This window comes from Dyadobacter sp. LHD-138 (genome assembly GCF_030929615.1).
Lineage (GTDB): Bacteria > Bacteroidota > Bacteroidia > Cytophagales > Spirosomataceae > Dyadobacter.
Map to the genome: position 1 here is coordinate 1 of NZ_JAVFVU010000063.1, position 24,567 is coordinate 24,567.

A 24,567-nucleotide genomic window follows, 5' to 3' on the forward strand; every position below is an offset into this window, starting at 1 on the left:
TTCGTGCCTCAGCCGCCCTTGACAAACTCAATAGCAAGCAAAAAAAACATTTGAAATCGAAAAGAAAAATTAAATTTGAATCAACTTTGACGACCAGACAGAGTTTAGATTACACTCCCATAAATCATAAAGGAAACGCAGTGTTAGAAGAGTAAAAAGGAGTTTTTCAGAGATGGTTTTGTCTTTGTGAAACTCCTTTTTCTTGTGCTTGTGTAACTTATGTTGATCTCTTACGTATTAGATACAAGGTCTCAGATTCGGTACAATTTAAAAGGATGACCATGAAAGTTTTTCCCTGTGGCCCTCCTTTTTTCTCTGTGAAGCTCTGTGTAACTTAGCAAACCAAATAAGCTTCTTACACTTCATGCAACTACAAAATTCCACAGCGCTCATCACCGGCGGTGCTTCCGGCCTTGGCGAAGCCACCGCACGTTTGTTCCTGTCGCATGGTGCACGGGTGATTATCCTTGATCTAAATGAAACTTCCGGAGAGGCGCTTGAAAAGGAGTTTTCCGGTCAACTGAGATTCTTTAAAACTAATGTTTCCGATGAAGTCGAGGTAAGGCTGGCGCTTGGCGCCGCTTTGGAAACATTTGGCTCAATCCAAATCGCGGTGAATTGTGCAGGCATCGCCCTTGCGCGTAAAACCATTGGAAAAGTTGATGGCGTTTATGGCCCGCATGCTTTGGATGTCTTTGAAAAAACAATCCGAGTAAACCTAATAGGCACATTTAATGTGATACGACTTGTCGGATTTGTAATGGAGAAAAACGCCCCCAATGAAGAAGGCGAACGCGGTGTCATCATCAACACGGCTTCCGTTGCAGCCTACGACGGACAAATCGGGCAAGCAGCCTATGCAGCTAGTAAAGGCGGTATTGTAAGCATGACCTTACCCATAGCACGTGAATTTTCCAAGACAGGAATCCGGGTTATGACCATAGCACCAGGATTATTTGAAACGCCGTTGCTGATGGATTTACCCGAAGAAGCCAGATTATCATTAGGACAACAGGTTCCTTTCCCGTCACGCCTCGGCCGACCTTCTGAATACGCTTTGCTGGCAAAATCGATCGTTGAAAATCCGATGTTAAATGGTGAGGTGATTCGTTTGGACGGTGCTATAAGAATGGGACCGAAGTAAAAATTGAAACTAATAGTAAATTGGCGTATCTTGCTATGAAATAACGCATTGACTATGATTTCCATCCAGCAGACCAGATTTAAAACACCGATGTTTCATTGGCTGTTTTTCCTGTTGCTGTCAACAGGATTTTCTCATTTTCAGGAAGGCCCGTCAATCGGTAAACCATATGTTGTTGCGTTTGTCCACTCGGACACTAGAATTTTTGGGAACACAAAACAGATTGCCAAATATCCTGTTTCTTTCCAAAAGCGTATTACGCTCCAAAACCACAGCACACAATCACTTAAAATAAATATCTTATCCCGGACGCTGAATAGCCTGTTTAAAGTTGCTTTTATTAAACAAGCAACGGTCTCTTCATTTTCACTTCCGAATTCATTTCTCTACTTCCAACGCAGAACTTTATGTTCCGGCGACGATGATTTCATTTCGTAAGCAGACAATTCTTCTGTCCCTTATCTAAAATTCTTTATTCCGAAAGTAAACGGTTTACCATATCCTATTTTCGATGGAGACAGGCTCTCGGTATGTTTTATTTAGTCAATTCAGGAATCATGAAAATCAATAAAATAATTCTCCAGACCATCAAGTGGGTCAGGTATTTCACCATTGCCTATATGCTGGGTTTTGCCAACGTTTTAAATCAGGAAACGAAAACGATGGATGACACTTTCACCAAAATCGAGCAAACCTCAGAAGATCAGGAATAGGGTCAAGCCATCCTGATCCCCATTTCTTTGTAAATTTTAAAGTCAATCATATCGTCCGGCTGATCGGTTACAATGGTCGTTAACTGGTTGGTCGGACAAATATAATAAGCCTCCGCCGTTCCCAGTTTCTCCATGGTCGAAAGCGCAATAACCTCTCGCGAAGATTCAACCATCGCTCTTTTCACTTCACTTTCCTCATAGTCGGGACCGGTCACTCCCAGTTCTGCATGGATGCTGCAAATTCCAAAAAAACATATATCCGCTCTGAATTTTTTAAAATACTGAATCGTCTCATGCCCGATCGTTACGAACGAACTTTTCAAAAGTCTTCCCCCTGCAAACAGCACTTCCACTTTATCATGCTCTTCCAAAATACTGGCGATAGGAAAACTATTGGTTACGACCGTCAAACGGATATCTTTCGGTAAAGCCTGTGCAATCAGCATCGCCGAAGTTCCTCCATCGAAAATGACAACTTGCCCATCTCTCAAAAATTTCAATGCTTTATTGGCGATCACTCTTTTCTGTTCATTGCCATATTCCACCCTTTCCTTAAAATTGTGCGGACCCGGCGCATGCGGCACAGCCCCGCCACGCACGGATTTTAACAATCCCTGATCCGCCAGTTCCTTGATATCTCTTCGTACCGTATCCTCGGAAACCTTTAAAATATTACTTAACCCGGATAAAAGAACCTTTTGATCCTGTCCCAATTGATTCAGTATAACCTGAAACCGCTCCTCTTTTAACATCGTTATTCGTTCTACTTTTTGCAAATATAAATATTTATCTCGATTTAATATTGCGAATTATTGCAATATATACTTATATTTGCAGCATTAAATTGCAAATAACAGCAACATATTGTTTCATTCTTTGATCAGAAATTTAATAAAAAACATAAACATGAAAAAAACAGTAGCCATTGACATGGACAATGTCATCGCAGATATTGAGACAAACTGGATTAATTTATACGAACAGGAATATGGCGTTCGGGTTGAGAAGGAGGAATTACTGGGAAAACCGGAAGACTTTGCATTCCCTGATCCTGCCGCCGCGCGAAGCCTTATTTACAAGCCCGGTTTTTTCCGTGATGCACCGGTTATTGAAGGAGCCATTGAGGCATTGAAAGAATTACAGGAAGATTTTGAAGTTTATATCGTTTCGGCAGCCATGGAATTCCCAAATTCATTGCCTGAAAAATACGACTGGCTGGCCGAACATTTCCCATTTATTACATGGAAGAATATAATTTTCTGCGGAGATAAAAGTGTGATTGGGACCGATTTTTTAATAGATGACCATTTAAAAAATCTGGATTTTCACAAAGGAATGCCGATTCTTTTCACTGCCGGACATAATATCAATGTCACCAAACACACAAGGGTTAACAACTGGGTTGAAGCGGTTAATTTATTGCGGGAGCATGTTGGGGTTGTTTAGCCATTTTTTCTACAAGTTTTCAGGTGCAGAGCACCGAAATACTTGTAGAAAAAAATCAAAATTTAAATACCTAAACTTTCTCTTTCACCCGCTCTTTCAATTGCAGCAGTTCGTCCCTTAGCCTTGCCGCTTCCAGGAAGTCCATATCTTTTGCCGCACTTTCCATTTTTTTCTGGGTTTCAATAATCAGCTTTTGAAGGTCATTTTTACCCATATACTGTACCACCGGATCAGCGGCAATTCGTATTTCGGATGGCTCAACATATATTTTCCTTGGTTTCGAATCAGCAACCGAGGTTTGAGTCATAATAGCCTCTTTCGATTTCAGAATTGTTTTTGGCGTAATGCCATGCTCCTCATTATAGGCGAGCTGAATACTCCGTCTCCGATTGGTTTCGCTAATCGCAGTTTCCATGGAACCCGTTATGACATCCGCATACATTAACACTTTGCCATTTTCATTACGCGCCGCCCGTCCAATCGTTTGAATCAATGAACGGATATCCCTCAAAAATCCTTCCTTATCCGCATCCATGATCGCCACCAGTGATACTTCCGGCAAATCCAGACCTTCCCGTAACAAGTTTACACCAACCAGCACATCAAAAATACCGAGGCGCAGTTCACGCAGAATCTCAACCCGATCCAGCGATTTTACCTCTGAGTGGATATACCGGCATTTGATACCAACCCGATCCAGATATTTGCTCAGCTCCTCCGCCATACGTTTGGTTAAAGTCGTGATCAAAACCCGGTCGCCCTGCTTGATACGTATGTTTATTTCTTCCAGTAAATCGTCAATCTGGTTGAGACTTGGACGCACTTCAATTTCAGGATCCAGCAATCCAGTTGGACGAATAATCTGCTCAACCACAATCCCGTCAGAACGGCGAAGTTCATAGTCAGCAGGTGTCGCGCTCACGTAAATTGTCTGCGGCGTCAGGTCTTCAAACTCCTGGAACGTCAGCGGGCGGTTATCCAGAGCAGACGGCAAACGGAAACCATACTCCACCAGCGCCTCTTTCCTCGACCGGTCACCACCCCACATCGCTTTAATCTGCGGCATGGTAGCATGACTTTCGTCCACAACCATCAGAAAATCTTCCGGGAAATAATCCAGCAAACAAAAGGGGCGCTGACCCGGTATACGTCTGTCAAAATAGCGCGAATAGTTTTCAATGCCGGAACAATAACCCAGTTCCCGCATCATTTCCATATCAAATTCCGTACGTTCTTTAACCCTTTCCGCTTCAGACAATCGCCCGTTACTAGTAAAATAGTTAATCTGTTTTACCAGATCATCCTGAATTTCCTTCATGGACTGGGTAAGAACATCCCTTCCCGTCACGAAAAGATTCGCAGGAAAAATCGCTATGATTTTCTCAGAAGAAATCTTTTTCCCGCTTTCCGGCTCAATGCGCTGAATCTCTTCAATTTCATCTCCAAAAAAGATAATCCGGTATGCAAAATCCGCATAACCTGGAAAGATATCGACTGTATCACCTTTCACCCTGAACGTTCCACGGCTAAATTCAACCTCGGTTCGGCTATAAAGAATTTCTACCAGACGGAATAAAAACTGATTCCGGCTGACAATATCCCCCACCGCGGCCCGAACAATGCTTTTCTTATATTCATTAGGATTTCCTGCGCCATAAATACAGGAAACCGAAGCCACCACAAGCACATCCCGACGCCCGCTCATGAGCGAGGACACCGTATGAAGCCTGAGCTTTTCAATTTCCTGATTGATCATCAGGTCCTTTTCAATGTACGTATTCGTGCTGGAAATAAACGCTTCCGGCTGATAGTAGTCATAGTAACTAATAAAATACTCAACCGCGTTATTCGGAAAAAATTGCTTGAACTCACCATAAAGCTGGGCAGCCAATGTTTTGTTGTGGCTCAGCACCAAAGTCGGCCGGTTTATTTCCGACACCACGTTGGCGACTGTAAAAGTCTTTCCGGAACCTGTTACCCCAAGTAACGTTTGAGCAGGTTCCCCTGCGGCAATTCCCTGTAAAAGTTGTCTGATAGCCTCAGGCTGATCCCCCGTAGGCTGGTAATCTGAAATGAGCTCAAAATTCATAGCTAAACATAAAAGGAATACAGTTCATAACGCATTCCAAAGATAAAATAGTTTCTTTGGAATGCGTCAGAATTCCTTCTATGCTTCCTGCGCAATAAGCTGTTGCGCTTTTTCTACCGCTTTTTTCTCTTTCCAATGCTGCCATCCAATTCCCAGCAGTGACGCCATTCCTTTATCTACAAAAGTGTGACGAACCAGGTTCATGCCACCGCGTACAGCCGTAAAAACAGAGTTATTCGCCCGCAATGCAAGGCTGAAACCGCCGTCGATATAACGGATATAGTGCCACCAAAGCGAAGGAATAAAAATCGTTTCGCCGTGTAACAAAGTTGTTTCAAAACCGGTTGCACCTTTCATAGCAGGGAAACGTTCGTAGTCCGGGTTAATCGGATCCACTTTGCTCATTACCGTAAACGGATGCTGATAAAGTCTTGTGCTTTCTTCCGGAGAGAATAAAATAACCTGCTTGCGGGTATGGAACTGCGTCAAAAATACATTGGAGCAATCCATGTCATAGTGCAGGTTGGTAATCGACCCCTCACCTCCGAAAAATACAAATTTATAGTACTTTAAAAATCCGTCCATGATCGTTGGAAAACGGATATCGTCTGTCAGCGAAGGCGCTTTTTTAAATATATCAAAAAGGAAAAGTCTCAAATCCGTAGGCCCCTTCTCGATCAGCGAAAGATACTCGCCAAACTTCATCGTTTTGGCAATCTGAAAATACTTATCCGCATCATGCATGTGGTTATCCACCAAAGGCACATCGATTTGTCCATGATTGTCACGAAGCCATTCGAAAGTCCATTTTTGCATGGCCGGCCAGTCTTTTGCTAAATCAGTAAAAACAACAGGACGGCTTGGTTTTAAATAATTCTCAATAAATTCTTCGCGGGTAAGTCCGGTACGTTTTTCTATTGGCACTAATTTCATGACAGAAACTGAGTATAATGAGTAATCGACTGTGTAAGAAAAATTATATTATAGTCTTCCGACCATCTTACCAATTGTTATCAATAACAATTCAAATTCGGGTAATAGTTCTAAAAAATCAACATTTCAAAAACAACTGGTCCGATTTGGCACCGTTCGCAGAGATTTTGTTTTGACAAATTTATACCGTTACACTAAAAACTACACCAAATGTATTAAAGGAAATTGGAAATATACCCAAAATTATTTCAGATAAACCTTACCGGATCACCTGCATGCCAGACAACTACCTCCGGTACATCCCTGCAAGTTATACCCAAATTGAAATAAAAAAAATGACAATAATCACACAGGCTACCAATCAATAAACGTATCTTCACTGGCAAATATTGAATGGTTTCGTTAACGGTTTGCTCACTGTCCGATGAAATATTTAACCATACCGCCGTCTCCAAAACTTGCCCGTTTTGTAAGATCCTTCTGGATATTAGAAGACGATGTAAATCCTGACAAACCCTACATTCATCGGGTTATGGCAGACGGCTGCGCTGAAATGATATTCCACTACCAAACTCCATTTGACGAAATCTTTTCAACAAATAAAACAGAAACCTCCTTTCATTCCGGGCTTCACGGCCAGGCCCAGCATTTCCGGCGGTTTATCGTCCGGCAAAACTTCGGTATTTTCGGTGTTTATCTTTACCCTTTTGCCTTGCCGCTCCTATTTTCAATGCCGTCTGATGAACTGAGCAACGAAATGCCTGATTTACAAACGCTGTTGGGCGATGAAGGAAAATTTCTGGAAGAAAAAATGATGCTGGCGAAAAATAATGAAGAACGTGTCGTCATCATTTCCGATTTCCTGGAAAAGCGGATCACCCAAAATTATCGTGAAGAACCAGCCGTTTTCTCCACGATCAGTTATATCATCCGCACCAAGGGAATTGCCAACGTTCGGCAGCTCGCGGATCAGAGTTTCTTGTCAACAAGGCAGTTTGAGCGGAAATTTAAGGCATTTTCGGGTTTCAGCCCCAAGTTATACTCCCGGATTGTACGGTTCCAGTCGGCGCTGGAAATGTATGGCGATCAGGAAAAATCACTTACCGAAATAGCATATGACTGCGGTTATTACGACCAATCGCATTTCATACATGATTTCAAGGAATTTTCGGGTCAGCATCCAAAATCTTTCTTTTCCGGCAAAGCAGAAGGAGCGGAATACCGGGAGGCTTAATGTCGCGTTTTTCCAATTTCCGGCTGTCGGGCCATGATAGATTTGCATAAACTTTAAAACAAAAAAACAATGAGCACTGCAAAAATGCCTAACGGCCACCAGACGATTATGCCGTATTTAATGCTAAAATCGGCGGCTAAATTCATCGATTTCACGAAAAATGTATTTGGCGCGGAAGTAACATTCACGAAAATGCGTGACAATACCGATGTCGTGATGCATTCCGAAATCCGGATCAATGACAGCACGATCATGTTTTGCGACAGCACCGACCAATGGAAAACAGCAACTTCCAATCTTTTTATTTACGTGGATAATGCTGACGAAACTTACAAAAAGGCCCTTTCCGAAGGCGCCACAACCATCATGGAACCCGCAAACCAGGACTACGGACGCAGCTGCGGCGTAACCGATCCCTGCGAAAATGTTTGGTGGATAACTTCCGTAAAATAACCCTCAAGCCATCTTTAATTCGTACTTTTAAAATAAAATTTTCGAATTAAAGATGGCTGAAACATTAAAAGAAGTCGATGATATTCTCGACAATCAAAACGAGCAGCTCAAAAAATTACACAGCATTGCAACCAAGGCTTTTCGGGAAGAAGCACTCATTATTGACAATCTCGCGCATCCGCCTCAGGAAATATTAACACAGGGCCAGCGTGTTTCGGACAAAGTTGCACGATTTGGAGGAAGCTGGGCATTTATTATCATATTCAGCGCTATTCTGATCGTTTGGATCATCTGCAATTCGACTCTTCCGAAAGCCGAACAGTTTGACCCCTATCCCTTTATTCTGATGAATCTGATACTTTCGTGCGTGGCCGCCATGCAAGCGCCAATCATTATGATGAGCCAGAACAGGCAGGAGGAAAAAGACAGAATCAGGGCTGAAAATGATTATCTGATCAATATGAAAGCCGAGCTGGAAGTCCGCAGCCTGCATCAGAAAATGGATCTCTTGCTAGAAGAGCAGGTAAAAACGTTATTTGAAGTACAGGCAAAACAGCTTGAATTACTCAAAAAGCTGACGGAACGTGTCGACAGCCTTTGCGCCAAAAATAATTTATAACCCACATGCATTACCATCATGATTAATTACGACGGCAAGATTTTCATTCCCTTATCCAATTCTGAAAATGGTGAAGTTGATCTTAAAATGCAATTTAAATACAAGCAAACGGGCAATCTCCTGACTTCCGACTACTTAGGTAAAAATATAAGACAGGGACATTTGATTGCGCTTGTGGATGAAAACGGTTGTCTGGATATGCGTTATCATCAGGTGAACGACCGTGGTGAAATCACAACGGGCATTTGTAAATCAACACCTGAAATATTACCAAACGAAAAAATTCGTTTACATGAAAAATGGCAGTGGACTTCCGGGGATCTGTCTGACGGGAATTCTATTCTGGAAGAGCTAACTGCCGGAAACTAAGCAGTTCATTTTTACGAAGACAATCTTATCGAACGTATCATGAAGGTCAAAATCTTAACATTTTTCTTCGCCCTGCTTGTTTATGCAGCACAGGCTCAGACTTCCAAAGTGATTTCCGGGTCTACTAATTTTAGTGTAAAGTTTATTCTGGGGACTTGCAACGGCACATTTGACGCGCCCAAAGGCGGTGCCATTTTTGATCCAAATAATCTGAATGCATCCGCATTTAACCTGACGGTGGCTGCTGCTACTTTTAAAACAGGCAACAACACCAGGGATAAGGATATGAAAAGTGGTAAATATTTTGACGTTGCCAAATATCCTGAAATTCATTTCAAGTCTTCCAAGGTTGAAAAGAAAGATGCCAATTATCAGGCCATCGGGACGCTGACGATCAAAGATGTTTCCAAAACGGTAACTTTGCCATTTGAAGCCAAGAAAAATGCAGATGGAAGTTATGCCCTGTCCAGTACTTTTGATATCAACCGGCTTGACTATAAAGTAGGCGAAAGCAACTGGAAATTGAAAGACGTAGTAACCGTGACGATTAAAGCCGTTATCAAATAAATAACAGCCAACAAAAAGGAAGAGATGCATTTGTGAACTGACTAGATCAGCGACAAATACATCTCTTTTCATTTCCAACATATTCTCGTAAACCTTCCAGTACCATCGGCACGACCGATTTTGTAGCCCGGGATTTTAATCCCGGAGCAAGGGATTTCATTCACAATCCTCGCAAGATTTCAATTCAGAAAAAATTGACAAATATTTATCGGTACATTATTTTGTAATTAGTCTAATTAACCTTTCATTTGTAAAATATAACTGGTCTAAATAGATATAAATTTCCAATGAAATATTCTTGTGCACTTTTGTGTATGTTCATTTTATCCTATGCGCAAGACGTTTTTGCACAGACTGGAGAGATCAGAGGGACGATCCTGACACAGGACGGAAAATCTTTTGAAGGAGTACCTGTTTCCCTAAAAGATACCAAATACGGAACTACGACAAACGCCAGCGGGAAATTTGCAATAAAGGCGCCAATAGGAACTTATACGCTGCTCGTAAGCATATTGGGTAATAAAAAAAAGGAAATCCCGGTGCAAATTTCCGAAAACACCCCGGCGATTCTGGATGCTATACAGCTGAATGAATCCGGTATCGTGCTGGAAGACGCCGTAATTACCGGTCAATTTGGAAAACAGTCGCTGCGCAATTCCGTATTCCAGGTCAGAACGATTGACAGCGAACATATCAAGCTCAGAGGCGCAACCAATATTCAAACGATCCTGAATACAGAACTTGGCATACGCTTTTCCAATGACCCGACTTTAGGCACCACCGATATCCAGCTTATGGGTATGACAGGCCAAAGCGTAAAAATTTTACTGGACGGAATTCCATTGGTAGACCGTGGCGCCACACGTGAAAGTCTTGGACAGATTGATATCAATACCATCGAACGTATAGAGATCGTAGAAGGCCCGATGTCGGTTATTTATGGTACGGATGCCCTGGCGGGTGTGATCAATCTGATCACGAAAAAGAGTGATGGAAAAGATAATCTTACGATTTCGGCAAGAGCGCAGGAAGAAACCGTCGGTGATGAATACAATGCTTTTAGCAAAAACGGCGCGCACAATCAGAATCTGGGAATAACCTGGCAGAAGCAGGGGTTTCATGTATCAGGAAATGTTACCCGCAATAATTTCGGTGGCTGGCAGGGCGATTCTACGGGCAGAATAAAAGCCTGGATGCCCAAAGAACAAATGCTTTACATGGCTGGAATCGGATACTCAAAAGAAAAATGGAACCTTTGGTATCGCTTCAATGGAACGGACGAAACAATAAAATATTTGGGCCAAATCAGAAATAATACGGACGGGAGTCAGGCAGCTTCCGACAAAGACTATATTACCAAACGATGGTTTCATCAGGCACAAGGACAATATCAGGTAAATGACAAACTGGGATTCAGCGGCGCTCTCTCTTTCACAGATTATAGCCGTCGCACTTTAGGCACCAATATTAACCTGAGTACGGGCAAACGCACACTTTCGACTGACGCCGCCAGTCAGGACAAATCCATTTTCACGACTTTATTTTTCAGGGGGACCGCGCTTTACAAAGTCAATCCCAAAGTTTCCCTGCTTCCGGGTATAGAAATCAGCAACAACAATAGCAGCGGGCAGCGTATTTTGGGTTCCCCAACCATCAATGAATATGCCTTTTTCCTTTCATCAGAACTGAAAATCACACCATCCATCAAGCTGAGTCCAGGTGTCCGTTTGATCAAAAACTCCGTTTATGATGCGCCTCCGGTAATCCCGTCCCTGAACGCCAAAATTGACCTGAACAAATCCTTTGACCTGCGTATGGGTTATGCGAGAGGTTTCCGCTCACCTGCCTTGCGTGAATTGTATTTTGATTTTCACGACGCTTCACACTCGATTAATGGTAACGTAAACCTGAAAGCGGAATACTCCAACAGTTTCAATACATTCCTGACGTGGCGGGCAATTGAGGATTCGAAATTGAGGGTAACCTCAACCCTTGGCGGTTTTTACAATGTTTTTCACGACCGTATTGATACCGGATTTGATCCAAACAATCCAACGCAAACGACTTATCTAAACATCAGTTTGTTCAAAACAACGGGTGTCAGTCTGGACAATAAATTCTATTGGAAAAACCTTACCACCAGCCTGGGTGCCACTTACATTGGCAGCTACAATGAATTCAGTGAAGATGCTGAACTGGATGAGAGCCTTCCCGAATTTGTCTGGTCTCCTGAAATCAATGCCAACTTCCTTTACAGCTTTCCTAAGATCGGAGCTACCGTTAACCTTTTCTATAAATACAGCGGCAAAAAACCTGCTTATGCTATTCTTAACACAACTCCGGTCACGGCAAGTCTGAGGAAAATCAGCGGCTATAATATGGCCGACCTAACCCTTACCAAAACAATTGGCAAATACGTCAGCCTGATCGGTGGTGCGAAAAATCTCTTTGACCTTACTTCCATTAAGAATACCACAATCGGTACCGGACACGATGCTTCCGGCCCGGGTTTCACCGGTCGTTCCTATTTTCTTGGTCTGAATATTCAATGGTTCAGACACTAATCTCATTACCCTTTTTTAAATCAATCAAACAATTATGAACAGATTAATCAAACCTCTACTCGTCATTGCATTCTTGGGAATATTCAGCGCATGCAGCGATGATGATCCGCCACTACCGGACAACCTTGCTTCGTTTGAATCCACTGCAAAAGGTTTTGAAGGCGAAAGTGTTGATGTAAAAGTCAATTTAAGCAGAGCTGCCGAATCGGCTGTCTCTATTTCCGTTGCACTTACGCCTACGCTGTTAACGTACGGCACCCAATTTACAACCGAACCGGCTGCAACCAACAACACATTGGCTTTGACGGTTCCGGCGGGACAGACCAGTGCTACTTTCAAGGTTCTCAAAAAAACAGGCGTACTTTTAAACGGGGATGAAACCATTCAGTTCAAAATAGCTTCTGTTGCTTCGCCTGTTCTCGTGGGCACCAACACAGCGCTTAAATTAAGTTTTAAAGCCATCATATCGGAAGGAACTTCTATCCAGCTTAACGGAATCGCTGCGGGTGAGGCAGGTTCAGCGGCAGGAAACTCTGTTTATCTTGATTTGAGCGGTAATACACAAACACCGGTTTTACGCGACAGCTGGGATCTCGGTTTCAATAGCGGAACTGATTTCCGTGTTATTCTTAACAATGCCAATGGCGCTACGGCGGTTCAGATCAACAAATCCGATATCAACGCGGTTTCCGATAAAGATATCGACATTACCACATTGGCCGTTGGTCAGGGTGTAGGAACTTTTGCTTTGTATGACGACGTAACAGGCGCCCTTACAAAAACGGCTATTAAAGAAATTTCAGCAACGGAGGCAGAAAACAAGGTATATGTGATCAACCGCGCTGGCGGATCTGGCTCCGTACTTGCGGTTGACAAAATTTACAAGGTACGTATTTTGCGTAAAGGAACCGGTTATACACTTCAGTATGCCAAACTGAATGAGACAACTTTTAAAACACTTGATGTTACGAAAGATGCGACTTATAATTTCCAGTTTGCTTCCCTGGAAAAAGGTACAGCGGTCAACGTTGAGCCAGCAAAAGCACGTTGGGATATCGTTTGGGGTTACAGTCTGTATTTAACCGGAACCACGCCCTATGCATTCTCTGACCTTGTGTTTATCAACCATCACGCGGGTGTAACGGCAGCAGAAGTACTGACATCAACCGCCACATACGATGCTTATGCGGAAAGCAATATCAGCACAACCACTTTCGTCGCTGACCGCGATGTGATCGGCTCGAAATGGAGAGTAACTTCCGGCGGCACGGTGGGTGTAAAAACGGATCGTTTTTATGTCATCAAAGACGCTTCCGGGAATGTATACAAACTTAGATTTATCAACTTCCACGCCAGCGACGGCGGTGAAAGAGGCAAGCCAAAACTGGAATACAAACTGGTTAAAAAAGGAGCCTGATCATTTTCAACTATTCCGACTCATCAGAGAGATAAGGTTTCGTACCTTTCTCTCTGATTTCTGGATTTAAAACGATAAAAATGCTTACTTCACTCATTCTTTCGGTTTCAGCCATCATCAATCCGGCTCACGCAGAGGCTCTTTCAGGTTATCAAAAAAAAGCCCGAACAGAAATCTTCACAGCCGCAACAACAAAATCCGAGATCCGTGTGATCAAAGATTTCAGTGCAGCTGCCAAACCAAATACCTATAACTATTTCAGCCTGGGCACAGGGTTGACAGTATCTGAAGATGACGCAAAAACCAGCAAATGGGATCTTGCATTCAGCGGAACTACGATTTTGGTAAACGGCGGAACAAGTGGCCCCGGACAAGGCGGCGCAGTTATTCTTGAAAAACCTTTCGATTCACTTTCCGAAGCGCCAAAAGAGGGCTATAAAACCGACGGCGCCTCCGGCAATGCGATTGCGAGCGGCAGCGGGAGCTCATGGTATAAATATGATATGAGCGTTCATGCCATTCTTCCGATTGTTGGCCGGACTATCGTTGTTAAAACAGCAGAAGGCAAGTTTGCCAAAATTGAATTTATCAGTTATTACAAAGGTGCTCCCGAAGAAGTACCCACCGAGGAATCCAAGTACTATACGTTCAGATATGTTCTGGCTGACGAAAACGGTAAATTCTGATACCTGTGAGCCAAACTAAAATAGCCGTTCATAACCTGATCAGTCATGAACGGCTATCAACAAGATAATTATTTCTGATACTTCCAGTTACGCTGCTTCCCCTCCTCCATCCAGTCGATTGCCTGCTCCATCCTTTTATTCCGGGTCGCTTCGCTTTTTGCTTCCGTGATCCAATCCACGTATTCCTTTTTCTGCGAATAACTGAAACGCCCGAATGTCTCCGAAGCAAGCGGATTGGCCGCAACGGCTTCCGTGATATCTTCCGGAACGATCAGTTCCTTTGGCTCTCTTGAAGCAGGTTCCTTTGTCGGTTTAACACCCTTATCAATCAACGTCATCGCTTCGTGAATAAAACCAGCAAGTTTTTCCTCCGAAGGCAGATCTTCAATTTTCGTTATCCTGCCCAGCTGTCCCATGGCATTTTTCTCGGCACCGCTTGCCAGTACATGATCCGGATCTGTTAACAGCGAGCCCAGCCAGAAACCAAATGCGCAATGCTTTTTGAAGGATGCCATGTTGCACAAATTATATTTTTTGTACTCAAAAAAAGGCATACTCCATTTCATAGTTTCATGCACATCGGGACAGGCCTCGTGCACGATTTCTCTTAAATAATCCAGTATCGGAATAGCAAAATCGGCTGATTTTACAATGTAAGTATCAATTCTCGGATCTTTCGTACCCATGTGTCAGTTAAAATTCTGATTAAGAAAACGGGCGATTTCAAGTATCGCTGCAAAACGCTCTGATGCTAATTTTCAAGAATCTTCTTCAGATTTTTCAACCCGTCGGAAAAATCCTTTCCAACCGAATCTTCCATGCCCATAAATGGCAAAAACACATTCATTGGGATAGGCATTTTCCCTGAAAATCCCCACTTCACCCGCGTCTGTTCCGGACCAACCATTTCGGTCGTCATATACGCGTCATTTGTGGATTCAAAAGGTTTGATAAATCGCAGTTCCGTGTCAATCCGTTCTCCCTCGGTAATTTTCTTGATTTCCTGTTCTCCAGTTCCGATCTCGTCATTCCCTTCCCATCTGGACGTATAGCCAACCGTTCCATCCGTACCTTTAAAGGTTTTTTTGACATTGGGATCCTTGGCCATCCACACACTCCAGTTATCCTGATTTTTCAGGGATTTCAAATAGGCAAAGACCTCAGGTTTCGGTTTATCAATCAATATCTCCCGCTCGACCGCGTAGTCTTTAGGCATTAAAACGGCTGCAATGATAAAAATGGCGAGTAACCCAAGGATAATGTAGAGCGCTTTTTTCATAATTGGATTAGTTTTAGGTGAATAACTGAATTTATATTTTACCTCATCAATATCTTCAATCCTTTCCATATTGCACATGCCCGCTTTTTCAAGAACCCGGATTGAGGCCTTATTTTCCACATTTACAAAAGCAATAACCGCTGGTACCCTAAATTTGCGAACGGAAAAACCGATCAGGTATTTCGCGATTTCGGTGGCTACGCCCCGCCCCCAATATGCTTCCATGATGCGGTAACCAATTTCTACCTCCTCACCATAAGCTTCCAGTTTAGCCGCTCCAACCAATTCTCCCGTTTTCCGATCCTCAATTAAATACCTTCCAAAATACGTGTCCGTTTCATTCTCTTTAAGAATAAGCTTTAACATTTCGTCGGATTCATGACGGCTCAATGCGAAACCCGTCACAAATTTCATTACCCTTGCATTATTACTTAATCTGAAATATTTGTCTCCATCGGCGGCCGTCATTTTTGTTAAAACAAACCGCCGTGTCTTTATCCTAAATACTTTCATACATACAAAAACGCCACGTAAACCAAAAAGTAACGTTCAGATTTTCAAACGATTAAACAACCTCATTATAGATTACGAAATATACATTTTGTAATCAAAAAATTCATTAGATGCACTCTTTTTATTTTTAAGTTACATAACCAGGACAAAACGTACACAAATCTAAAAGTAACAGGCAGGTAATTAAATATTACTTTCGGGTAGATTTTCGATTACAGAATGGGCAATTTTGCTTAAATATCTCTAAATGTTTCCTTTCAAACTATATCAACAGGATTTAAAAGATACGATCCGGTTAAGTATTCCCATTGTTGTTGCCCAGCTTGGCGTCGTCCTTATGGGTATGACCGACAATATCATGGTTGGCAGGATGCTTGGCGCTGTTCCTCTTGGCGCCGCCGGTCTGGCCAACTCCATCACCCACATGATCTGCTCGATCGGCATTGGCTCACTTTCCATTGTTTCGGCTCTTGTCGCGCAATCGAACGGACGGGACGATAAAGCAGAGATCAATAAACTTTACAATGCTGGTATCAAAGCTGCTTTGCTTTTAGGGCTGATTTTAGGAACGGTTAGTTTAATGGTTGCCTGGCAATTCGATATTTTCCAACAAACAGCCCAGATTACCATGCTGGCAAAGCCGTTTATGATTATTCTGGTTATTTCAAATATTCCGTTGTTTCTCTTTATAGCACAAAGACAACTTTGTGACGGCCTGGCAAATCCGAAAGTAGCGATGTACATCACGGTTTCTGCACTCATCATCAATCTGATACTCAACTATATTTTCATCAAATGGATAGGACTCAACGGTGCAGCTATTGCCACATTATTTGCCCGGATTTTCATGGCAATCGCGATTTGGATTTATATAAAACGCTCGGAATTTTTTAAACCTTATTTTAATTTCCAAAACTTTAAGGATTCAGGAAATGAACTGATCAAAAAAATTCTACGCCTGGGCGTCCCGGGTGGATTCCAGTTTTTCTTTGAAATCGCAGCTTTTGCCTCCGCTGTCGTGATGATTGGCTGGCTGGGGGAAGCCCCGCTTGCGGCCCATCAAATTGCAATCAATCTCGCGTCTACCACCTATATGATGGCAACAGGCATTGCCTCGGCTGGCAGTATCCGGGTTGGCCTGGCGTTAGGGCAAAAAAGTCTTGACGCCGTCAGACGTGCCGGATCCGCCGCATTTGTTACAACCATCTTGCTGATGGGATTAAGCTGCCTGCTATTCCTCTCTGCCAATGAGTGGCTTGTAAGTTTATACATCCGCGATAATGCTGACGTTACCAACATCGCCACTGGTCTTGTGATCATTGCCGGATTTTTCCAATTTTCTGACGGCATACAAGTCACTGCGCTTGGCTCTCTTCGCGGCATTGCCGACGTAAACATTCCTACAATTATTACACTTTTCGCTTATTGGGTATTGGCCCTTCCGCTAAGTTACATCCTGGCTTTTCATGCCGATATGAACGTCACAGGAGTCTGGCTGGGGCTATCTGCAGGACTTACTGTTTCCGCACTTTTACTGACGATACGATTTTTCAGAAAATTAAAGACAATAAATATTTACGAATAGAAAGATAATCAACCTGTTACCTCTCACTAAAAAATCACAGCCCCCTGGCATCTGCACCGTACAATTGCTCGTTATTAGAAAAATATTAAATTCTATTAACAGTCGTTAACAACTCAAAAAATTTGGTTATACCATTTGAATTATTATATTTGAACAATTGGATTCCATTATTGTATTTCCAACTAATTAGTGCCAACCATTCTTGAATTCATTATAAAAATATGAATTTTTCAATGTACTGATAGCAGTCAGCACCATGTTAAAAAGAACTTTTGTATTGTTTTTTTGTATTGGGCAGATTCTTGCCTCTGTGCTGTTCTCCGAACAGGCAGAAGCGTCATGCAGATCTACATTAAGAATAAAACGTCTTTCTTCTTTTTCCGTCTTCCCAAAAGTACAGGAAGATACGATTGAAATTGATGACTCCATTTGCCTGAAACAGACCTTTGTTAAGGCGGATGAATTTGAATGGAAAGAGAGCATCACGGATTTATTACGGCACCGGACTTCGAGCTACCGTTTTATTTCCTTTGAATCCGTTCCTTCTGAATACTTTCATTTTTCGTCTAAATCATTCGTAAGGCATTACACCACGCAGGTTATCGGTTCCATTAAGGGATTACTTACCTTGCCGGACTATTACAGTTTCCTCCATCGTCTTTGCCCGTTCTAACACCCAGCCGCAAAACGATGCCGCAGGATAACCTCTTGCTGCAATCATTTATTTTTTAGCCGCAAATTTTCTTTCAGGGACTTAACAGACATGAAAATGTCTGCGTAACAAGGCATATTTCATTTTGCCTGGACCCGTCATTTATTCCGTGACCATTCACGGAACTAAAACCATGCGCTAAAACAAATCCAAAGCCCTTTTATCCTATTAATTTTCAATTACTTACTACGCATCATGAAAAATTACAATTGGTCTTTTTTGTTAGGTATCAGCTTGTTCGCAACCGGGTGCGCTACACAAAGCCAAGACGCTTCAGAACTTAAAGACTCCATACCGACGATCCCTGTGACGGAATTGAAGGAGCAAAAAACAGATCTTCACAGGGAATATGTGAGTGATATCCATGCGGTCAAAAATGTTGAAATTTATGCCCGTGTAAAAGGATATCTTGAAGAGGTTTATGTAGATGAAGGAAAAGAAGTAAAAAAGGGACAGATACTTTTCCGTATTAATAGTGAAGAATATGCCGCCGAACTTGCCAAGGCAAATGCCAGCCTGCAAAGTGCCATAGCGGAAGCCAAAGGTGCAGAACTTGAAGTCGGCCGGGTAAAAATGCTCGTAGAAAAAAATGTAGTTTCCAAAACCGAACTGGAAGTTGCCAAGGCTAAATACGCAGCGGTAACGGCAAAAATTGAGGAAGCGCGTTCCATGAAATCCAACGCGGCCATACAACTGGCCCAAACCCAGATCAAAGCACCTTTTGATGGGATGATAGACCGTCTTCCTTTCAAAATAGGCAGTTTGATCAACGAAGGAACGTTACTGACTTCACTTTCTGACACGAGGAATATCTATGCCTATTTCAACGTGTCGGAAAACGAATACCTTGAATATGTAAAAGCAAGAGGAAAAACGACCGGCAAAGACGCCGTTGTTGAACTGGAACTTGCCGACGGTTCTTATTTCCGCCACAAAGGAACCATCGAAACAATGGAAGGTGAGTTTGACGAAGGTACTGGTTCCATTGCCTTCCGTGCAAAGTTTGCCAATCCTGAAAAGTTGCTTAAGCATGGTTCTACGGGCACAATCCGCCTGACCAACACGCTCGATAATGCGATTTTGATACCTCAGAAGGCTGCTTTTGAAATTCAGGACAAGAGTTTTGTTTATGTTGTTGACAAAAACAATAAAGTAAAAACCAGAAGTTTCGTACCAAAATCAAGAACATCAACTTATTACGTAGTAAAATCGGGGCTTGAAGCCGGCGATAAAATTGTTTATGAAGGAATTCAGGGATTAAAAGACGGCGTGACCATCAACCCAAAAACGGTTTCCATGGACACCCTGAACGTAGCAGCAAAGGGAATTGAGCTTAGTGCGCGTTAATAATTTCCCGAGTCTTATCTGAATTAAATCTTATGTTTGAAACTTTCATAAAACGGCCAGTGCTGTCACTGGTCATATCGATCTTTATTACCCTGTTGGGAATTTTGGCACTTACCGAATTGCCAATAACCCAGTTCCCCGACATCGTTCCGCCTTCGGTGGTAGTTACTGCAAAGTACACCGGCGCCAATGCCGAAGTTTGCGCCAAAGCCGTGGCCACACCACTCGAAAGAGCGATCAATGGTGTGCCGGGAATGACCTATATGTCATCCGTTTCAAGTAATAACGGGGTTACGCTTATCTCTATCTCCTTTAAAGTAGGAACCGATCCCGATCTTGCCGCGGTGAACGTTCAAAACCGTGTGCAAACCGTTATTGACGAACTTCCTGAGGAAGTAATCAAGGCTGGTGTAACGACTGAAAAGGAGGTAAACAGTATGCTCATGTATCTGGATATCATGAGCTCAGACACCGCCGTTGACGAGCGTTTTGTTTATAATTTTTCCGATATCAACGTACTTGCCGAACTAAAAAGAATTGATGGTGTCGGTTTTGCCGAGATCATGGGAAGCAAGGATTATTCCATGCGTATCTGGCTAAAACCGGATCGTATGGTTGGTTACGATGTGTCAGCAGATGAAGTAATTGAGGCCATTCGTGGTCAGAATGTGGAAGCAGCTCCCGGAAAAACGGGTGTAAGTTCTGGGAAGGAAACCCAGATGCTGCAATATGTTTTGCGCTATACAGGTAAAATGTTTGAGCCAAAACAATATGAAGATATTGTGGTCAGAGCCAATGCCGACGGTTCTGTTTTAAAGCTGAAAGATGTCGCAGAGATCGAATTTGGTTCACTGGATTATAACATGACTTCCAAGTCTGACGGACGCCCGTCGGCTTCGATCATGCTGAAACAGCGTCCGGGCTCCAATGCGCGTGACGTTATTGCCAATGTAAAAAAACGTGTTGCCGAACTGAAGGAAACTTCTTTTCCGCCAAGCATGGATTACACGATCTCCTATGACGTGTCAAGATTTTTGGATGCATCAATCGATGAGGTAATCAGGACCCTGATTGAGGCCTTTATTCTGGTTATTATCATTGTTTATATATTCCTTCAGGATTTCCGGTCAACCCTTATCCCGGCGCTGGCCGTACCTGTGGCATTGATCGGGACGTTTTTCTTTATGCAGATGTTCGGCTTTTCAATCAATTTGCTGACACTGTTTGCATTGGTACTGGCCATTGGTATAGTCGTCGATAATGCGATTGTCGTCGTCGAGGCCGTCCATGCAAAAATGGCTGAGAAACATCTCAACGCCATGGACGCCACCATTGAAGCGATGCGGGAAATGACGGGTGCGATTATTGCGATCACCCTGGTCATGTCGGCCGTGTTTGTTCCGGTGGCATTTATGTCGGGTCCGGTTGGTATTTTCTACCGGCAGTTTTCAGTTACACTGGCGATTTCCATTGTTATTTCCGGTATCAATGCGTTAACATTAACGCCGGCCTTGTGTGCGCTGATGCTCAAAAATACCCACGGTATCCCCCAGAAAAATACGCCCCTGCAAAAGTTCTTCAATGGTTTTAACCGGGGCTATGATTCTATTTCAAATAAATACCGCGGATTGCTCGGAGCCATTGTCAACCGTCGTACCGTTACGATTGGCCTCCTTATTGCTTTCTGTGTAGGAACCTGGGGAGTCAATAGTGTTTTGCCTACCGGATTTATCCCAACTGAAGACCAGGGGATGTTGTATGTCAACGTAACCACACCTGTTGGCGCGACCGTTGAACGGACCGAAGTAGTTTTGGATGAAATCCAGAAAGTAGCGGAAAGTTTTGAAGAGGTTGAATCCGTTGCGACTTTGGCTGGTTACAGTTTAATGACCGAATCGGCCGGGGCTTCCTACGGTATGGGAATGATTAACCTGAAACCCTGGGAAAACCGCACCGCTTCTGTGCAGGATATTATTACCCGGATGAAGGAAAAAACCAAGCATGTTACCGACGCCGATATACAGTTTTTCCCTCCACCGACCGTACCAGGCTTCGGTAATTCCAGTGGTTTTGAGCTTCGTTTACAGGACCGCACGGGAAAAGGCGATTTACAGCAAACGGCAAAAGTTACCAATGATTTCATAAAAGCACTGGCAGACTCCCCCGAGATCAATGCCGCCTTTACAAGTTTTGACGCCAGCTTCCCACAATACATGATCCACGTGGACGCGGATATGGCTGCAAAAAAAGGGGTGAGCGTTGATAATGCAATGAGTACTTTACAAACGCTTGTCGGTAGTTTTTATGCCTCAAACTTTATCCGTTTCGGGCAGATGTACAAGGTGATGGTGCAGGCCGAGCCGAGTGCGCGTAAAAATCCGGAGGATATTTTAAAACTTTATGTTAAAAATAACCGCGGTGAAATGGTACCTTTTTCAACTTTCATCAAACTGGAAAGGGTTTACGGGCCGGAGCAGCTGACACGATACAACATGTTTACCTCTGCGATGATCAATGGGGACGCAGCAGCGGGTTACAGTAGCGGGGACGCGATTAAAGCCGTTGAAAGAATAGCCAAAGAAACCCTGCCAAAAGGTTATACCTATGACTGGTCCGGGATGACAAGAGAGGAAATCCTTTCAGGAAATCAGGCGGTTTATATTTTCATGATCTGTCTGCTGTTCGTATATCTTCTCCTGGCTGCGCAGTATGAGAGCTTCCTATTGCCACTTCCGGTAATTCTTTCCTTGCCGACAGGTATTTTCGGAGCCTTCCTGGCCTTGAAATTGCTGGGACTGGAAAACAATATTTACGCACAGGTTTCGCTGGTCATGCTGATTGGGCTACTCGGGAAAAATGCGATTTTGATTGTCGAGTACGCCATACTCCGGCAAAAAGAAGGGCGCACCGTATTGGAAGCTGCGCTCGAAGGAGCAACGGAAAGGTTACGTCCTATCCTGATGACCTCTTTCGCATTCATTGCCGGTCTTATTCCGCTCTGTATCGCGTCTGGCGCGGGTGCGCTGGGTAACAGGTCTATTGGTACAGCGGCAGCCGGAGGGATGTTAATCGGAACGTTGTTCGGAGTCATTATTATCCCTGGACTGTACGTGCTTTTTGCAACGCTGGCACTCCCTAAAAAACCTTCTTCCCCAAAACTGGAAAAAGAGGAAGCTTTGCTCCATTAATTCAGACCAGCTTATTCAGGCAGTTATGATTATGTAATCATAACTGCCAATTTATATTAACTGCATTCATTGGATGAAAACAAATAAGAGAATTTATAGCACCCTTCTTGCCACCGCAATTGTAGGCCTGAGCGGGTGTAAAGTAATGCAGCCTGTAAAGCATGCTTCATCGATAAAAGCGCCTGAAACTTTTGAAAGTCAGACAGACTCCACGGGGATCGGGGCAGTACGGTGGAAGGATTTCTTCAAAGATCCCAATCTGGTTGCACTGATTGATACGGCTTTGTTAAACAATCCCGATCTAAAAATGGCTGTTCAGCGGATTGAAATGGCCAGAGCCAATATCATGATCGCGAAAGGAGCCATGTTGCCATCGGTGAATGCCGAGGTTTCAGGCGGCGGCAGGAAGTTTGGCGATTACACGATGGATGGTGTCGGCAATTATGATACCAATTTTTCAGAAAACATCGATGCAAACAGAAGGTTACCAGCCCCCTTTATGCCGGATTATTTTACCGGGTTGAGGAGCTCCTGGGAAATTGATATCTGGGGTAAATTGAAAACGCAGAAAAAGGCAGCCTATACCCGTTTCCTGGCTTCTGAAAAAGGAAAACATCTTGTAACAACGAGCCTGATCGCGCAAGTTGCCAGGCTTTATTATGAGCTGCTGGCTATGGACGCAGAATTGCTTATTATTCAAAAGAATATAACCCTGCAACAATCCGCGGTTGAAAATATCAAAATACAAAAAGAAGGCGGCAGGGCCAATGAACTTGGTGTACGTCAATTCACGGCGCAGTTGTTGAATACCCAAAGTCTGGAAATACAGATTAACCAGCGGATTGTGGAAGCCGAAAACACCCTGAATCTTTTACTGGGGCGTTTTCCTCAAAAGATACAAAGAGGCGTTAGGCTGGACGATAACTTGTCTGAACGGGTTCAGGCTGGAATACCCTCTAAAATGCTTACCAGACGTCCGGATATCCAACAGGCCGAACTTGAACTGTTAGCCAATCACGCGGATTTGCAGGCGGCCAGGCTTGCTTTCCTTCCGTCTTTGAACATTACCGCCATGTTGGGTTTCAATGCGTTTAAAGGTTCGTTATTGTTCAACTCAGGTTCCATCGCTTACAGTGCTTTAGGCGGATTGGCTGCGCCTATCTTTAACAGAAAAGTGCTTAAGGCAGGACAAAAACGTCTGGAAGCGGCAAGCATCGAATCGTTGTACGCCTATAACAAAGCAATTCTCACCGGTTTTCAGGAAGTAAGTACGAGCCTAAAAAAAATAGACAATACAAAGAAACTATCTGATTTCAAAAAGCAGGAAGTGGATGTTTTACAACAGGCTGTTGCTACTTCGCGTGATCTTTTCCTGACCGGTTATGCCACATATCTGGAAATTATCATGGCGCAAAAAAGCGTTCTGGAAGCGGAATTGTCACTAACGGAGGTTCAGAAAGATCAGCATCTTGCATTGATTGAATTGTACCGATCGCTGGGCGGAGGCTGGGAATAAAAATCATTTTCCATGGATTGAAATCCATGGCTACAAAATCGGTCGTGCCTATGACACTGGTTTTTCACAAAAAAATGAGGGCGTCTCAAATTCGAATTGAGGCGCCCTCTTTGTTTTGTATAGGCTTTCGTGATGTTTTATCTTTTTTATGCTTCTATCAAAAGCTCAGAGCGTTATCAGATTGAATTATGTA

General features: G+C 43.3%; 21 protein-coding genes. 16 read left to right on the forward strand and 5 right to left on the reverse strand.

Features of this window, described 5'->3' with window-relative positions; translation table 11 throughout:
- Positions 1-364 precede the first annotated feature (364 nt).
- Both RB622_RS28780 and RB622_RS28785 read left to right on the forward strand, forming a co-directional pair.
- Entirely contained in the window at positions 365-1,144 is a 780-nt protein-coding gene (locus tag RB622_RS28780) for a 3-hydroxyacyl-CoA dehydrogenase (protein WP_308050285.1), read from the forward strand.
- A gap of 557 nt (positions 1,145-1,701) precedes the next feature.
- The gene (locus RB622_RS28785) at positions 1,702-1,857 is read left to right on the forward strand and encodes a hypothetical protein (protein WP_308050286.1); all 156 of its coding nucleotides are present in this window, start codon (positions 1,702-1,704) and stop codon (positions 1,855-1,857) included.
- 2 nt (positions 1,858-1,859) lie between these two features.
- On the opposite strand, the gene RB622_RS28790 is transcribed toward RB622_RS28785, so the two are convergent.
- On the reverse strand, positions 1,860-2,633 hold the full coding sequence (locus tag RB622_RS28790; protein WP_308050287.1) for a DeoR/GlpR family DNA-binding transcription regulator: 774 nt from the start codon (positions 2,631-2,633) through the stop codon (positions 1,860-1,862).
- 130 nt (positions 2,634-2,763) lie between these two features.
- On the opposite strand from RB622_RS28790, the gene RB622_RS28795 reads away from it, so the two are divergent.
- Positions 2,764-3,303 (forward strand): 5' nucleotidase, NT5C type, encoded by a 540-nt coding sequence (locus tag RB622_RS28795; protein ID WP_308050288.1) that lies wholly within the window; start codon positions 2,764-2,766, stop codon positions 3,301-3,303.
- A 70-nt stretch (positions 3,304-3,373) separates the two neighbouring features.
- Here RB622_RS28795 and uvrB read toward each other — a convergent pair whose 3' ends face one another.
- A complete protein-coding gene (uvrB, locus tag RB622_RS28800; protein ID WP_308050289.1) occupies positions 3,374-5,392 on the reverse strand; it encodes an excinuclease ABC subunit UvrB in 2,019 nt (672 codons plus the stop codon).
- Between the two features lie 78 nt (positions 5,393-5,470).
- Complete coding sequence (locus RB622_RS28805; protein WP_308050290.1) at positions 5,471-6,325, reverse strand: cupin-like domain-containing protein; 855 nt, start codon at positions 6,323-6,325, stop codon at positions 5,471-5,473.
- 424 nt (positions 6,326-6,749) lie between these two features.
- Between RB622_RS28805 and RB622_RS28810 the strand changes: the two genes are divergently transcribed.
- From RB622_RS28810 to RB622_RS28845, 8 genes are all read left to right on the forward strand, one after another.
- Positions 6,750-7,559 (forward strand): helix-turn-helix transcriptional regulator, encoded by an 810-nt coding sequence (locus RB622_RS28810; RefSeq protein ID WP_308050291.1) that lies wholly within the window; start codon positions 6,750-6,752, stop codon positions 7,557-7,559.
- A 69-nt stretch (positions 7,560-7,628) separates the two neighbouring features.
- Positions 7,629-8,012, forward strand: a complete 384-nt coding sequence (locus RB622_RS28815; protein WP_308050292.1) for a VOC family protein — start codon at positions 7,629-7,631, stop codon at positions 8,010-8,012.
- A 52-nt stretch (positions 8,013-8,064) separates the two neighbouring features.
- Positions 8,065-8,631: a DUF1003 domain-containing protein gene (locus tag RB622_RS28820; protein ID WP_308050293.1), complete on the forward strand. Its 567-nt coding sequence runs from the start codon at positions 8,065-8,067 to the stop codon at positions 8,629-8,631.
- Between the two features lie 18 nt (positions 8,632-8,649).
- Positions 8,650-9,000, forward strand: a complete 351-nt coding sequence (locus RB622_RS28825; protein WP_308050294.1) for a n-acetylglutamate synthase — start codon at positions 8,650-8,652, stop codon at positions 8,998-9,000.
- 39 nt (positions 9,001-9,039) lie between these two features.
- Positions 9,040-9,567, forward strand: coding sequence for a YceI family protein (locus RB622_RS28830; protein WP_308050295.1), 528 nt, complete (start codon positions 9,040-9,042; stop codon positions 9,565-9,567).
- A gap of 287 nt (positions 9,568-9,854) precedes the next feature.
- Positions 9,855-12,131 (forward strand): TonB-dependent receptor domain-containing protein, encoded by a 2,277-nt coding sequence (locus RB622_RS28835; RefSeq protein ID WP_308050296.1) that lies wholly within the window; start codon positions 9,855-9,857, stop codon positions 12,129-12,131.
- A gap of 34 nt (positions 12,132-12,165) precedes the next feature.
- On the forward strand, positions 12,166-13,548 hold the full coding sequence (locus RB622_RS28840; RefSeq protein WP_308050297.1) for an HmuY family protein: 1,383 nt from the start codon (positions 12,166-12,168) through the stop codon (positions 13,546-13,548).
- Positions 13,549-13,628: 80 nt separating this feature from the next.
- Positions 13,629-14,234 (forward strand): HmuY family protein, encoded by a 606-nt coding sequence (locus tag RB622_RS28845; protein ID WP_308050299.1) that lies wholly within the window; start codon positions 13,629-13,631, stop codon positions 14,232-14,234.
- Between the two features lie 68 nt (positions 14,235-14,302).
- Here RB622_RS28845 and RB622_RS28850 read toward each other — a convergent pair whose 3' ends face one another.
- Positions 14,303-14,920: a DUF1801 domain-containing protein gene (locus RB622_RS28850; protein WP_308050300.1), complete on the reverse strand. Its 618-nt coding sequence runs from the start codon at positions 14,918-14,920 to the stop codon at positions 14,303-14,305.
- A gap of 65 nt (positions 14,921-14,985) precedes the next feature.
- Entirely contained in the window at positions 14,986-16,026 is a 1,041-nt protein-coding gene (locus RB622_RS28855; RefSeq protein ID WP_308050301.1) for a GNAT family N-acetyltransferase, read from the reverse strand.
- Between the two features lie 247 nt (positions 16,027-16,273).
- On the opposite strand from RB622_RS28855, the gene RB622_RS28860 reads away from it, so the two are divergent.
- The 5 genes from RB622_RS28860 to RB622_RS28880 all read left to right on the forward strand — a co-directional run bounded on the left by RB622_RS28860 (position 16,274) and on the right by RB622_RS28880 (position 24,374).
- Entirely contained in the window at positions 16,274-17,611 is a 1,338-nt protein-coding gene (locus RB622_RS28860) for an MATE family efflux transporter (RefSeq protein WP_308050302.1), read from the forward strand.
- Positions 17,612-17,867: 256 nt separating this feature from the next.
- On the forward strand, positions 17,868-18,284 hold the full coding sequence (locus tag RB622_RS28865; RefSeq protein ID WP_308050303.1) for a hypothetical protein: 417 nt from the start codon (positions 17,868-17,870) through the stop codon (positions 18,282-18,284).
- A gap of 234 nt (positions 18,285-18,518) precedes the next feature.
- Positions 18,519-19,670, forward strand: coding sequence for an efflux RND transporter periplasmic adaptor subunit (locus tag RB622_RS28870; RefSeq protein WP_308050305.1), 1,152 nt, complete (start codon positions 18,519-18,521; stop codon positions 19,668-19,670).
- 32 nt (positions 19,671-19,702) lie between these two features.
- Positions 19,703-22,858: an efflux RND transporter permease subunit gene (locus tag RB622_RS28875; protein ID WP_308050306.1), complete on the forward strand. Its 3,156-nt coding sequence runs from the start codon at positions 19,703-19,705 to the stop codon at positions 22,856-22,858.
- 73 nt (positions 22,859-22,931) lie between these two features.
- Positions 22,932-24,374, forward strand: coding sequence for an efflux transporter outer membrane subunit (locus tag RB622_RS28880; protein WP_308050307.1), 1,443 nt, complete (start codon positions 22,932-22,934; stop codon positions 24,372-24,374).
- Positions 24,375-24,567 lie beyond the last annotated feature (193 nt).